The sequence below is a fragment of the Roseimaritima sediminicola genome, from assembly GCF_009618275.1.
GTDB classification, from domain to species: Bacteria; Planctomycetota; Planctomycetia; order Pirellulales; family Pirellulaceae; genus Roseimaritima; species Roseimaritima sediminicola.
The window spans coordinates 319202-333380 of the sequence record NZ_WIAD01000001.1 but is presented as its reverse complement, the minus strand read 5'-3'; the positions used below and the strand labels follow the sequence as shown (position 1 = coordinate 333380).

Annotated in this window: 8 protein-coding genes; 6 read left to right on the top strand and 2 right to left on the bottom strand. The window is 62.6% G+C overall.

Going from position 1 to position 14179, the window contains the following annotated elements; all coding sequences use genetic code 11:
* The first annotated feature begins 171 nt into the window (after positions 1-171).
* A complete protein-coding gene (locus GE027_RS01125) occupies positions 172-4797 on the top strand; it encodes a DUF1549 domain-containing protein (protein ID WP_153555319.1) in 4626 nt (1541 codons plus the stop codon).
* A gap of 112 nt (positions 4798-4909) precedes the next feature.
* Positions 4910-6253 (top strand): c-type cytochrome domain-containing protein, encoded by a 1344-nt coding sequence (locus tag GE027_RS01120; RefSeq protein WP_162006521.1) that lies wholly within the window; start codon positions 4910-4912, stop codon positions 6251-6253.
* Between the two features lie 381 nt (positions 6254-6634).
* Here the strand turns inward: GE027_RS01120 and GE027_RS01115 are convergent, their stop codons facing one another.
* Positions 6635-8305 (bottom strand): alpha-keto acid decarboxylase family protein, encoded by a 1671-nt coding sequence (locus GE027_RS01115; RefSeq protein WP_153555317.1) that lies wholly within the window; start codon positions 8303-8305, stop codon positions 6635-6637.
* Between the two features lie 152 nt (positions 8306-8457).
* Between GE027_RS01115 and GE027_RS01110 the strand changes: the two genes are divergently transcribed.
* The 4 genes from GE027_RS01110 to GE027_RS01095 all read left to right on the top strand — a co-directional run bounded on the left by GE027_RS01110 (position 8458) and on the right by GE027_RS01095 (position 13259).
* The gene (locus tag GE027_RS01110; protein ID WP_237607151.1) at positions 8458-9483 is read left to right on the top strand and encodes an ABC transporter substrate-binding protein; all 1026 of its coding nucleotides are present in this window, start codon (positions 8458-8460) and stop codon (positions 9481-9483) included.
* A complete protein-coding gene (locus GE027_RS01105; protein WP_153555316.1) occupies positions 9473-11023 on the top strand; it encodes a sugar ABC transporter ATP-binding protein in 1551 nt (516 codons plus the stop codon). Before GE027_RS01110 ends, GE027_RS01105 begins: the two co-directional genes overlap by 11 nt.
* 5 nt (positions 11024-11028) lie before the next feature.
* Positions 11029-12096, top strand: a complete 1068-nt coding sequence (locus GE027_RS01100; protein ID WP_153555315.1) for an ABC transporter permease — start codon at positions 11029-11031, stop codon at positions 12094-12096.
* A 104-nt stretch (positions 12097-12200) separates the two neighbouring features.
* The gene (locus tag GE027_RS01095; protein ID WP_162006520.1) at positions 12201-13259 is read left to right on the top strand and encodes an alanine racemase; all 1059 of its coding nucleotides are present in this window, start codon (positions 12201-12203) and stop codon (positions 13257-13259) included.
* Between the two features lie 114 nt (positions 13260-13373).
* On the opposite strand, the gene GE027_RS01090 is transcribed toward GE027_RS01095, so the two are convergent.
* Entirely contained in the window at positions 13374-13916 is a 543-nt protein-coding gene (locus GE027_RS01090; RefSeq protein WP_162006519.1) for a hypothetical protein, read from the bottom strand.
* Between the last annotated feature and the right edge of the window lie 263 nt (positions 13917-14179).

Genomic DNA, 14179 nt, shown 5'->3' with positions numbered 1-14179 from the left:
GCAGGCAGCCGCACCGGGCTCGATGGGGTCGCCACTGTCGGCCGGACGGATGGTTGAGACGGCGGCCCTTGTTTGGGCTATAATGCGCGTCCTTCCGCACCGTAGGTGCTCCCTCGCCTCCCGCCTGATAAGACCTGCGCGACGCAGGTTCACGTCAAGAAGGATCTTTTCATGCGACCCTCGTTGCCGCTGCGGTACCTGAACCTTGCGCTGGTGTGCCTGATGACGACGGCCGTCCACGCGGCGGTCAACGACGTCCAGCCGCGAGCGTGCCAGCCGGGGCAGACAACGCGCTTGACGCTCTCCGGCAAGGGGCTGAACGCCGGCCTCCGCGTGGCTACCAATCACCCGGGCGCAAGCTTGGAGATCGAATCCGCCGAGGCGGAGAGAGCCACCGTGGTGCTGACCTTGTCCGACGACGCGCCGCTGGGACCGCTAGGTCTGTGGACCGCCACGGCCGATGGGATGCCCGCGCCGCTGGTGGTGATGGTGGATGATCTGCCTGCGGAATCCGACAGCGGCGTCAACCACACGCTCGAATCGGCACAGCCGCTGGAACACCTGGCCGCCGTCTCGGGCGTCGGCGAGGGCGATCGTAGCGATCACTACAAATTAACTCTTGCGGCCGGCCAGCGCGTGGCCGTGGAAGTGCTCTGCCAACCCTTGTCCTCGCCCATGGATCCGCTGGTGCGGGTGCTGGCCGCCGACGGTACGGTCGTGCACCGCGCCGATGACGACCCGGTCGGTCCGGACTGCCGGTTCAGCTTTACCACGGCCGAGGCCGGCCAATACATCCTGGAGGTGCGGGACAGCCGGTACGCACCCGGCGGACGTTATCACCTGCGCGTCGGTGATTTCCCGGTGCTCGAGCACGCTTATCCGCTGGCCGTCCAGTCCGGAAAGCCCACCACCGTTCGGTTTGCGACTCGCGATGGCGTGTCCGCGGTGGACGCCAGCGTGCGGTACGATACCGGGCCCGTGGCCACGACCGTGAATGTTGCCACGCGGCGCGCCGACGGCGCATCCTCGGCCTGGGTTCCGCTGCGAGTCAGCCCCCGCAGCCAGTTTGTCGAGCCGGCTGAGGGGGCTGCGTCGGCCGATACCGCCACGCCGCTGAGCGTGCCGGTGGGAATCAGCGGTCGCTTGAGCGAAGCGGGACAGAGCGATCGGTTTGCGATCCAAGGACAAAAGGGAAGGGCCGTGCGTTTCCAATCTCGCACGCGCAGCCTGCGATCTTCCGCGGCCTTGCAGATGCGACTTCGCAGTGCTGCCGGCGAGGTGGTCGCCGAAACGGCTGTCGATAACAGCGATGAGTGGCGGTTTGATTACACGTTCGCCGAGGACGCCGTCTATGAGTTGGAGGTATCGGACCTGTTGCAGCGGGGGGGGCCGAGCGTCGGTTACTGGATCGACGTGTTGCCCGCCGGATCCTTCGAGATCGCTCTGAAAGCCGACGCCAAGACGGCTGAGAAATTTTGGCTCGAACCGACCAACGGTGGCTGTGCGATCGATCTGCAGATCTCGCGTTTTGGATACGATGGCCCGATCGAGGTGCGCTGGCCCGACCCGCCCCCGGGACTGCGGCTGGTGAATCCGCGGATTGCCGCGAAGGCGACCGAAGCCAAACTGTTCATCGCCGCCGACGAAACCTACACCCCGGACCGTTTGACGTTGGTTTCCCTGTGGGCTCATCGCCCGGATGACCCGGCCCGGGCCACACAGATCACCAGCACGGCCCTCGCCCGAGTGAAAACGCCTCACGTACCCTTCCCGGCGGCGTATCACGATGGAGTGATCCAGTTGGCGGGCGTCGCGGGCCGCGAACCCTATGTCACGCTCGAAGCCGAACCGCTGAAGTTGGCTCGGCCTGTGGATCGCTTCACCGCATCATTCTCGCTGAAGCGGCTGAAACCCGCATTCAAAGCTCCGGTGACCATCCTCGCCGACGATCTACCGGCCGGCTGGCAGCTGGAACTGAAAGCGGAGGCCGACAAATACGATGCCGTCTTCACCCGCGATGCCGCCCAGCGGCAGGATGTTGCCGAATTGCCGTTGTTGGTGTTCTCGCAGTTTCAAAATCGCGGGCGGATCGACCGAGTCAGCGTGCCGGTGCAGTGGTTCGACCCGCTGGCACTGGAAATCGACGCTCCGGATGATTGGATCGCAGGCCGGACGTATCCGGTGACGTTGCGCGTCATCCGCGAGGGCGGTTCGCCGCAACCGGTCACCATCGCTTGGACCGATCTGCCCGCCGGACTGACCGCTCCGGAATCGGTGACCGTTGCCGCGGACCAGGATCGGGTCACGGTCGATGTGACGGTGGCCCCCGAGGCGGATTCGAACGCGGCGTTGGTGCTGCGAGCCGAGGCGTCCAGCAAGTTTGATGGCGTCGACATTCGTGTCGATGGACAGTCCAGCAAAGTTAATTTGGCGGCCCTGCCCCAGCAGATCCAAGTGCATCCTGCCGAAATTGCGTTTGGTGATGCGCGCGATCGCCAGCAGATCCTCGTTACCGGGGTAGACGCCGACGGTGCGGTGCGAGACTGGACCCACCAGGTGACGATTCAAAGCGCGAATCCTGACGTTGCCGAAGCCCTCGGTGCGGTGGTGCGTCCCGGAGCGGATGGCGAAACCGAAATCGTTGTCACGCTGGGACCGCATCGCCGCGTCATTCCGGTCAGGGTCGCCGACTTGGCCTCACGCCGCCGTGTGGATTTCGAATCCGAAGTGCTGGTGGCGCTTTCCAAGCAAGGGTGCAATAGCGGCGCCTGCCATGGTTCGCCCAGCGGCAAAGGAATGTTTCGCTTGTCGCTGCGCGCCTTCGATGTGGAGCTGGATCGGTTGACGTTGATCCGCGAAGAGTTCGGCCGCCGGATCAACCGCATCGAACCGGAACAGAGTCTGTTGTTGTTAAAGCCGACGATGAAAGTCGCGCACGGCGGCGGCAAACAATTGCGAGCCGACGATCCCGCCTATGAGATCCTTAAAACGTGGATTGCCGAAGGGGCCGAGGCCGATCCGCCCGAAACGCCTCGCTGTGTGCGCTTGGAGGTGTTGCCGGGTGAGAAACGCGTGCTCGCTCTGGGCGACCGCCAGCAGTTGTCGGTCACCGCTCACTTCGCCGATGGTTCGTCGCGGGACGTGACGCACCTGGCCGCGTATGAGTCTTCGGATACCACCGTGGCCACGGTAACCGCCGACGGACGCGTCGACTCGCACGCTCGCGGTGACGCGGCGATTTTGGTGCGGTTTCTGGAACACATCGAATCGGTGCCGTTGATGTTTGTGGAGCAGATTCCCGGTTTTCAGTGGGCCGCGCCGCAGCCGGCCAACTACATCGACGAACAGGTGTACGCCAAACTGCGACAATTGCAGTACCTGCCCTCGCAGCGGTGCAGCGATGCCGAATTCCTGCGGCGCGTGTACCTGGATGTGACCGGATTGTTGCCCACGGTGGAGGAGAGTCGAGCGTTCCTGAGTGATCCCGCCGAGGGCAAGCGTGCGGCGTTGATCGATCGATTGCTCGAACGCGACGAGTACGCCAAGTTCTGGGCGCTGAAGTGGGGCGACCTGCTGCGGATGACCAGCAAACAAATCGGCGAGCAAGGCGTTTACAAATACCACCGCTGGGTCGAGCGGTCGCTGCGCGAGAACCAACCCTACGACCAGTTCGCCGCGGATCTGCTGACCGCCAGCGGCAGCACGCTGGCGAATCCGCCGGCGAATTTCTATCGCGCCGCCAGCGACATGAACGAGAGCGTCGAATCGATCTCGCAGGTCTTTTTGGGGGCCCGGCTGCAGTGTGCCAAGTGCCACAATCATCCCTTCGAACGTTGGACGCAGGACAATTACTACGGTCTGGGGGCCTTCTTCAATCGAGTGCAGCGGCGCCGCACCCAGCGGCCCGGCGAAATGTTCGTCTATACCTCCTCCAGCGGCGAAGTCACCCAGCCGCGTACCGGCCAACAGATGCGGCCCTGGTTGCCTCAGCGCGGCAGCGTGGACGTACCGGGCGATGCCGATCGAAGGGATGTGTTCGTCGATTGGCTGGTTGATCCCGAGAATCCGTACTTTGCCCGCATGGAAGCCAACCGGATCTGGAGCCAACTTTTTGCCCGCGGCATCGTGGATCCGATCGACGACTTCCGCGACTCCAATCCGCCGTCCAATGCGCCCCTGCTCGAAGCCCTGGCCGCGGATTTTGCCAGCCATGGTTTCGATCGCAAACACCTGATCCGCACGATCCTCAACAGCCAGACGTACCAGGCCAGTTCCCAGGCCAACGAATTCAACCGCCAGGATACGATCTACTTTTCGCATCAGACGCCGCGACTGTTGACCGCCGAGCAGTTGCTCGATGCGCTGAATCATTTCACAGGCACCACGCAAAAACTGGGCAAGTTGCCCGCTGAGATGCGGGCCACCCAGTTACCCGCCCCGGACGTGGTGAAGGTCGACTTTCTGAAAGCGTTTGGCCAGCCCGAACGAAGCACGGTGTGCGCCTGCGAACGCACCGACCAGTCGAACCTGGGGATGGTGATCGAGTTGTTCAACGGAGCCACGGTGCACGCTCGGCTGAGCGATCCCAACAATCGCTTTCGCCGTGCTCTGGATGCTGGAAAGAGTCTCGAGCAGGTGCTGGACGAATTGTATTACGCCGCCTTTTGTCGACCGCCCAGCGACGCCGAACGCGATGCCGCGCTTGCCCACTGCCGCGCCGCCGGCGACCCGGCAACCGGCTTGGAAGACGTGTGTTGGGCGCTGCTGAATACCGACGAGTTCCTGTTCCAGCATTAGGGGAGTAAACGTTAGACAGAATAGAATTGATCCCGCGCTCCGAATCTTGAACGCTCCGCCGATGACATCGATTTCCCTTTACCGAACTGGCAGACTCGCCTGCGCTACTCTGTTGGTCATCCTGAACGCGGTGGGCTCGCCGAGTGCACAACGTGCGGTTGCCGAAGACGCACCAGCACCGGCGACCGAAACGCCGGCCGCAGCGGTCAGCTTTCGCAGCCAGATCGCACCGCTGCTAAAGCAGCACTGTGTGGCGTGTCACAACGCGAACACGGCCGAGGGCGGGTACCGCGTCGACACCTACAAAGAACTGTTGGTCGCCGGCGATAGCGAAGCCGTACCGGTGTCGACCGATCCTGAGCAACCCAGTGAGCTGTTGCGCCGGCTGACCACCGACGACCACGGCGAGCGGATGCCGGCGGACGCCGAACCACTGGGCGCAGCGGAAGTCCAACGGTTCCGCGACTGGCTTGCGGCCGGTGCGGCGTTCGATGGCGACGATCCCGAACAGACCTTGGATTTGGTGGTTCCGCCGCCGCGGCATCCCGATCCACCCGAGACGTACCCCGCAGCGGTGCCCGTGACCGCCGTCGCTTTCAGCCCCGACGGCAGCGAGGTGCTGAGCGGCGGCTACCACGAAGTGTTGGTCTGGAATACCGAAGGCACCCTTCAGCGACGAATCGCGAATGTCGGCCAACGGACGTTTGCCCTGGCCTTCAGCCCCGACGGCGGGACGTTGGCGGTGGCTTGCGGCGAACCCGGTCGCAGTGGCGAGGTCCGCTTGATCGATTACGCCAGCGGCGAGATCCGCGGCGTGGTGGCCCGTTCGACGGATGTGGCGTTGTGCCTGGCGTTTCGTCCGGGCACCGACGAACTGGCCGTCGGTGGCGCCGACAGTTTGGTACGGATCGTCGATTACAAAACGCAGCAGCCGGTGCGTCAGTTGGCCGGACACGCCGACTGGGTCTTCGCGGTCGCCTACAGCGACGACGGCCGGCAATTCGTTTCCGGCAGTCGCGACAAATCGGCCAAGGTGTTCGCCGCACAGACGGGCCAGTTGCAGGGCAACTATCAAGGCCACGCCGCGGCGGTTCGTGGTCTGGTCATCAGTCCGGGTGGCAAGCAGGTCTTTTCGGTGGGCGGCGATTCCAAGCTGCATCGCTGGAACCTGGCCGATACCAAACGTGTGGCCACCGTGGCGGCCGGTGGAGACGCTTTTGCGGCCGTGCCGGGTGAAGGTCTGATCCTGGTGGCGAACAACGCCGGCAGCGTGTTGCAGGTGGACGTGGCCAGCAACAAAGTTGTCCGCCGCTACCAAGGGCATCAGGACTGGGTTTTGGCCGCTGCGCTGCATCCGGCCAGCGGCCGCGTGGCCGCCGGCGGCTACGATGGCCAGCTGTGGCTGTGGAATCAGGCCGACGGCCAACCCATCAGCCACTGGCTAGCCAAGCCGTAACGCACGGCTCTGCATCAATCGAAATCGTTTTCTCCCCTCTCCCCCGAATCCTGGCGAGCCTAAGCGAGTCAGGATTCGGGGGAGAGGGGCCGGGGGTGAGGGGGATTGCCGCGCGGCGCCTTCGTTTCTGTTTTCCGAAGTGATACGGGAGGCGTCAAATCTACAGGATGAACGAGTTGCAGGCAGTTGCACCGGAGCCCCTCACCCCCAACCCCTCTCCCCGCCGGCCTGGGCAAGCACTACTTGCCCAAACCGGCGGGGAGAGGGGAGTAAACGTTCGGTTCGATTCCGTTTGCGTCGGAAAAAACTAAAGAGACTGTGCGCTGTTCACGGCTGGGACAGCCGTGCTACTTTTCACAGGCTGGAAGCCTATGCCACTGGTTAACCTACCTTTTGGCCCATTCGTTCGGCCAGCACTCGCAGTGTTTCGCTGGCATCGTTCTCCTCCAGCTTGCACTGAATCAGGTGCGGTCCGGCGTGGTCCTCCCAGGCGGTTTGCAGGGCGGCTTCGAACTCGCCTTCGGTCTCGCAGTAGTATCCTTTGCCGCCGCCGTAGACGTCGACCAAACGGTGATACGCCCAAGGCTGGATCTCGTTGTACTTCCACTCGCCCGGGTGCAGGAACCGTTCGGTGCCATAACCGTGGTTGTCCAGCACGATCACGATGGCCGACGCGCTCGTGCGGACCAAGGTCGACAGCTCTTGCCCGGTCATCTGAAAGGCCCCGTCGCCGACCAACACGATGATGCGATGATCCTTTCTGGCGATCGCCGCGCCCAAGCCGGCCGGTACGCCGAACCCCATCGATGTGTAGTAGGCCGGGCTGAGGAATTCGCCGCGGTCGTGGGTGATCAGTTCGGTCGCCGCGAACAGACAGTCACCGACGTCGGCGATCACGATCGTATCCGGATCCAGACGCCGGTTGATCCGGGCCATCATCCGCGTCGTTCGCAGCGGGCTGTCCGGCTGCAGCGGTGATTCCGGCGCGGTGCCGACGCCGCGCAGCGAGTCCGGGACAGCGCGGCCGCGGGCCGAGGGTTCTGCGGCTTTCAGGGCCTCGAGAAAATGGTCCAGCGGCACGTCGTGGTAGTGGTGATGCGAGATCCGCAGCGCTTCGCTGGTGGCCAGGACACAGCGATTGGGATCCAGGTTGGCGGTGAATACGCCCAAATTAATGTCCGTCAAAAACGTGCCCAGCATCAGAATCAGGTCGCTTTGTTCGACGAACTCGGTGACTTCCGGGTGTCCCATCGCTCCTTCGTACAGGCCCACGAACAAGGGATGTTGTTCGCTGATGACGCTCTTGCCGAGGATCGTGGCGGCGATCGGAATCGACATCGACTCGGCCAATTCCAGCAGCGTGTCCTGCAGTCCAAAGCGGTGGATTTCCACGCCGGCCAGGATCAACGGCCGCTCCGCTCGGCTCAGCCGCTGGACGACCTCGGCCGCCGCCTCGGCGGTGGCTTCGGCGTTGGGCGAGCGTGCGGGGCCGTGGTAGACGTGGTTCATCGGCGGAACGACGTTGACCATGTCGCGGGGCAGTTCGATATATACCGGTCGTTTGTAGCGGTCGGCGGCATCGAGTGCTCGATCGATCTCGGCGAAGGCTTCCAGCGGGTCCGACAACTCGACGGCGCAGATCGTGAATTTTTCAAACACTTCCAGCTGGGTGCGAAAGTCGCGGACTTTGTGGTGCAGCAGGGCCCCTTGTTTGCGTTCGCTCATCCCCGGCGAACCGCTGATCACCACCACGGGCGACTTCTCGGCGAACGCGCCGGCGATACTGTTGGCGACGCTGAACCCGCCCACGCAGTAGGTCACGCACACGGCGCCCATACCGTTCAGCCGGGCGTAGGCGTCGGCGGCGAATCCCGCACAGTCTTCGCGGGTACAACCCACCACGTTGATCGGGCTGTTTTCCAGTTCACCGTAGAACGACAGGACGTAGTCGCCGGGAATCCCGAACAGGTCTTCGATGCCGTAATCCTGTAGCCGCTGGATCAGGTATTGTCCGATCGATCGGTCGGCGGTGGGACGTCGTGAAGCGGTCATGGCGAGCTCCTTTGAACGCGTATGCTCCGTTACTATTATGGCAGGTCGAGACACACCCGCAGGCGGATTCGCGTTACAATTCGAGTGCCGCCACGGTTCGCGGTCCCGCCCTTTTCGTCCGCTTGTCACCCGTTCGTTCCGGAGCTTTCCACGTGCGTTTTCTGACACGTCCGCTACCCGCGTTGCTGTTCGCCTCGTCGGCCGTTTTGTCGTTGATGCTAGCCGTGTCGGCCGGCTGCACTAAATCCGCCGACCAGGCCGGCGTGGGCGGAGCCGTTGGCGGGGAAGCGCTGCAGATCGCAGTGATTCCCAAAGGCACCAGCCACGAATTCTGGAAATCCGTGCACTTCGGGGCTCGCCAGGCCGCCGAAGAAGTCGGAGGCGTGGAAATCATCTGGCGCGGACCGGTCGTCGAAAGCGATACGGGCAGCCAGATCGAAGTGGTCAAGAACATGATCACCCGGCACGTCGACGGCATCGTGCTGGCGCCGAATCAGAAAGGCGGCCTGGTCGAAGCCGTCGAAGAAGCCATCGCCGAAGACATTCCGGTCGTGATCTTCGACAGCGGACTGGCCGAAGGTCCGGAGATCGTCAGCTACGTGGCCACCGATAATTTCAAAGGTGGCCAGATGGCGGCCGATCAAATGGCCGAAGCGATCGGTGAAAAGGGGAACGTCATCCTCCTGCGTTACCTGGCCGGCAGTGAGAGTACCGAACAGCGTGAAGAAGGCTTTCTGGAAGGCCTGCAAAAATATCCCGACATCAACGTCGTGTCCTCCGACCAGTTCGGTGGCGACAGTGCGACCGAAGCCAAGGAAACCGTCGATCAATTGCTGCAATTGCACGGCAAGGATTTGGCCGGCATCTTTGCCGTCTGTGAACCCAATGCCAACGGGACGCTGGAAGCCCTCCGGAACGCGGGGGTGACGGGGGACGTGAAACTGATCGCCTTCGATTCCAGCGACGCCCTGATCGAAGGGCTGAAGGACGGCTCCTGCAGCGGGATCGTGCTGCAGGATCCGGTCGAAATGGGGTATCAAGCGGTTAAAGCTCTCGTCGCGGCGATCCAGGGTGAAGAGGTCGAAGACTTTATCTCCACCGGCGAATACGTCGCCACCCCCGAGAATATGGACGACCCCGAAATCCAGAAACTGCTGAAGCCGGAAATTGTCAAATAGCCCTTCCTCGTCGGCCGGGGAGCCGCTGCTGCGCGTGGCTGGGATCAGTAAACGATTCGGTCCCACGCATGCCCTGCGCGATGTCTCTCTGGAAGTCCCGGCCGGACACACCCTGGCACTGATCGGCGAGAACGGTGCCGGCAAGAGCACCCTGCTGAAGGTGCTCAGCGGTGCGCACCGCGCGGACAGCGGCCGGATGACCATGGGCGGCCAGCCCTACCAGCCTTACGGCCCCAGCGATGCCCGCGCCGCCGGCGTGGCCATGATCTACCAGGAACTGAACCTGGCGCCGGATCTGAGCGTCGAAGACAACCTGTTGCTGGGCCAACCGGGAACCGGTGGCGGGCTGCTGCTGCGAGGCCGGCAGCGGGAGCGCGTGCGCGAAGCTCTGGACACGGTCGGCCTGACGGACCTGGACCCCCGAGCCACCGCCGGCGCCCAATCGGTGGCCACCCAACAATTGCTGGAAATCGCTCGGGCTCTGGTCAGCAACGCTCGGATCATTCTGTTCGACGAACCCACCAGCTCGCTGCCGCAGCGCGACGTGCTGCGGTTGTTCGAAATCATTCGCCGGTTAAAAGCCTCCGGCCTGGGCATCGTCTATATCAGCCACTTCCTGGAAGAGGTGCGAGAGGTTTGCGACCTGTACTCGGTGCTCCGCGATGGCGAGAACGTGGGACACGGCCGGATCGCCGACGTCGACGACGACAGAATCGTCTCGCTGATGGTGGGCCGCGACGTGGACGATCTGTATCCCACCGTGCCGCACGAAGTCGGACCGCCGCGAGTCAAGGTGGAGCGGTTGCAGGGTGTGCCCTATCCGCGCAGCGTCGATCTGTGCATCCGCCAAGGCGAGATCTTCGGCGTGGCCGGATTGGTCGGAGCCGGCCGTACGGAATTGCTGCGCGCGATCTTCCATTTGGACTCCGGTTGTACGGGCAGGGTCCTGATCGAAGGACGCCCGGTCGGTCGCAGCGTGCCGGCTCGGATGCGGGCCGGGCTGGGGTTGTTGTCCGAAGACCGCAAAAGCGAAGGCCTGGCCCAAGACCTTTCCATCCTGGAAAACATCACCCTCGGCACCCTAAAACCCTACACCCGTTTTGGCTGGATCAACCTGCGTCGACGCCGTCGTGCCGCGGCCGACTTGATGGATAGGGTGCAGGTCAAAGCCGCCTCGCCCGAACAGTCGGTCGCCGAGCTGTCCGGCGGAAATCAACAGAAAGTTGCGATCGCGCGAATCCTGCATCAACAAGCCGACATCTTGTTGATGGACGAACCCACCAAAGGCATCGACGTGGGCACCAAAGCCGAAATCTATCGGATGATGGGCCAGTTGGCTGCCGAAGGCAAAACGATCCTCTTCGTCAGCTCGTACCTGCCGGAATTGATGGCCGTTTGCGATTCGATCGGCGTGATGTCGCGCGGCAGTCTCCGTGAGATACGCCAGACAAAAGATTGGACCGCCGACGAAATCATGAGCGTGGCGATCGCCAGCGATGATCCCGTCGCTGGCACGAATGAACCAGTCCTCGAAGCCTAGTCGCCATGTTTGAAAAGCTTAAACACTTCGCAATGCAGCTCGGGCCGCTGATCGCCCTGGTGGTGATCTTTGTCCTGTTTGCCATTGCCGACAATGTCTTCAGCGAAGGTTATTTTCTGTCCTTGTACAACCTCCGCGTGATGCTCAGCAGTGCTGCCTTGATCGCCGTACCGGCTTTCGGCATGACGATCATTATTATCGCGGCCGGAATCGACCTATCGGCCGGCACCGCGCTGACCCTGTGTGGCACCGTCCTGGCGGTGCAGTTGAAGAACGCGGAGGTCGCGGCAGGGGAACCCGGGTTTGCCGCTGCCATGATCGGGGCCCTGTTGCTGACGATCCTGGCCGGATGTCTGTGCGGATTATTCAATGGGACTCTGATCAGTGCCACGCGCGTGGTACCGTTCATCGTCACGCTGGGCACGATGACGATCTTCCTGGGCGTTGGACAGATCCTCGCCGGTGAATCCACCGTGTACGCTCCCACGGAAAACATCCCCCGGTGGCTCAAGTACCTGTGTTACACCGGTTCGGACGGCAGCAAGTACTTGATCGACGGCCTGAAAATCCCGACCAGCGTGTTGATCGCCGCGGTATTGGCCATCGGCGTGGGGCTGTTGATGCGTTACACGGTCTTCGGCCGCAACGTGTTTGCCCTGGGGTCCAGCGAATCGACGGCGCGGCTGTGCGGCATCAACGTGCCGATGATGATCTTGTCGGTGTATACGTTGGCCGGATTCTTCGTCGCCATCGGAGGCCTGCTGTACTTTGCCGACGTCAAGAACGGCAATCCAACCGACGGCACCGGCAAGGAACTGGAGATCATCGCCGCCGTGGTGCTGGGCGGTGGCAGCCTGAGCGGCGGACGCGGCTCGATCATGGGAACCATGGTGGGGGCCTTGATCATTACGGTCATCCGCAGCGGATGCATGCAGTTGTCGATTCCCAATACCTACACGCATATCATCATCGGCGTGATCATTATCGTGGCCGTGATCGTCGACCAACTGCGACATGGTTCGCCGGAATGGTTTTTCCGCCTCCTTCCCCAACGCACTGACAATTCCCGATGACCGAACGCCCGGCCGCGCTGGCCCCAAACTCCAGGCAACCCGCATCCAGGCAACCCGCATCTTGGCAACCCGCATCTTGGCAACCGCCCGCCGGAGCCGAGCGAGTGGCAACGCCCGCGTTGTTGATCGACGCCGATCGGGTGGACCAGAACATCCGCCTGATGCTGCAGACCGTCGGCGATCGACCCGACCGGCTTCGGCCCCACGTGAAAACGCACAAAATGTCGGCCGTCGTACAGCAGTACCTGAAGGCCGGTATCCGCAGCTTCAAAGCGGCCACGCTGGAAGAAGCCGCGATGGCCGCCGCGGCCGGCGCGGCAGACGTCTTGTTGGCCCATCAACCGGTCGGCGAGAAACAGGGCCGCTGGAGCAAATTAATTCAGACGCACCGGTCCACCCGGTTTTCCACGATCGTCGATGACCTGGCGGTCGTCGATCAATTGGGCGGGCTGGCCGAAAGCTGCGGCGACACGCTGGATCTGTGGATCGACGTCGATTGTGGCATGCATCGCACGGGGATCGCTTTTGGAGCGGAACTGCAGGCTCTGCGGGAGCGGATTCGGCAAGCCACGGGCCTGCGCTATCGAGGCTTGCATGTCTACGACGGGCACCTCCACCAGCCGTCGCTCGAGCAGCGCAAGGTCGCGGTCGAAGCCATCGCGCGAACGATCGAAGCCGACCTGCGCAGCGACCCGGCTCCCGAAGTCGTCGTGGGCGGATCGCCCACGTTCGCGCTCTGGGCCGAGCGCTTGCCCGACCGACCGCAACCGTTCTGGCAGTGCAGCCCCGGCACGATGGTGTTCTGGGACTGGGGCTATGACCACTCGTTTGCCGAGATGCCGTACGAGATCGCGGCGACGGTGTTGACCAGCGTGATCAGCAAACCGGCATCGGGAAGGCTGTGCCTGGATCTGGGACACAAGTCGCTGGCCAGCGAGATGCCGCTGGAGCTGCGGGCGGCGTTTCCGGCCCTGCCCGACGCTCGTCTGGTGGGCCACAGCGAAGAACACCTGGTGATCGAATCGGAACAGGCCGAAGGGATCGCCGTCGGCGAGACGTTGGTCGCGCTGCCCCGTCACATCTGTCCCACCGTGAACCTATACGGTCAGGCCGCTGTGGTACGCGATCGTGCGGTCACCGAAGAAGCATGGGCGATCACCTAAGCCCGGCGATACGAGGCTGTAAGGAGGCCCAACGGGCCGGTCCTAGGTCGGCCCGGGGCAACGCCCTGGGCTGACATAAGGTTGCCCCTTCGGGGCGAATTCTCTCTGGAAACCTCAATCCCCGTTCGAATGCTGACGAAAGTTTTCCTGGACTTTGGCGTGGGCTGACCTTTTTGCCTGTATCACCACGGACTTCTTGGAGGGATAAGGTGCCAGTATAAAATCCTCCAGGTCTTGCGGACTTAAGCTTTCGGTCGCCAGCTTTCTAAGCTGTTGCTCATCGATCGAAGAATATTCCGGATCCCAAACAGGCAGGTCCGCAATCCTGTAGATCAATCTGACTACGGAATCGCTAGGTGTTGATTCTCCAACGCCGTTCTTTTCGACGGTCGATTCGACCGGTAGTCCTTTTGCTCTCCGGGCTGCGTCGACCATGGATTGAAAGAAACCATGGTTCTCTTCAAACATTTGCTGCGCCCCCAAGGCCAGGGCTTCGGCTGCATCCCATTCCTTGGCCAATGCCAACTGGTGGAAGTGTTGAGCAATCTTCAAAGATCGTTCGCCGGCGTTCTGGCGTTGATCAGACGTCGGCGGATTATCGGCTACCGCCGAGTAAGCGGGAAGCAATAGCAAGCAAGTTAGAATCAGCCGTGTCATCATCAGAATCCGTTGAGTGGGTTCGAGGCAAGTGGCGGTCTAACCGATTAGAAATAGCCCAATGTTAGAATTTCCACAATATCGATTATCAGCAGATGCAAGCGGTTGGTTTGAGTGGCGACATGCGGTCTGCGTGCGGTAGGACCCGCGGGCTAGCGCCCAATGCCATCTACTTTCACCATCGCTTGCGATTGAAGCGTTAGCGGAGCGGCGCAAGCCGCCCGGTGTGTGAAGATTCGCACCGCAAAACCGGACGGCTCGCG

What these genes read in the sequence shown, in the direction of transcription:
- GE027_RS01090 (WP_162006519.1), bottom strand. Translation starts at nt 13,916, where the DNA reads ATGACACGGCTGATTCTAACTTGCTTGCTATTGCTTCCCGCTTACTCG.
- GE027_RS01125 (WP_153555319.1), top strand. Translation starts at nt 172, where the DNA reads ATGCGACCCTCGTTGCCGCTGCGGTACCTGAACCTTGCGCTGGTGTGC.
- GE027_RS01115 (WP_153555317.1), bottom strand. Translation starts at nt 8,305, where the DNA reads ATGACCGCTTCACGACGTCCCACCGCCGACCGATCGATCGGACAATAC.
- GE027_RS01100 (WP_153555315.1), top strand. Translation starts at nt 11,029, where the DNA reads ATGTTTGAAAAGCTTAAACACTTCGCAATGCAGCTCGGGCCGCTGATC.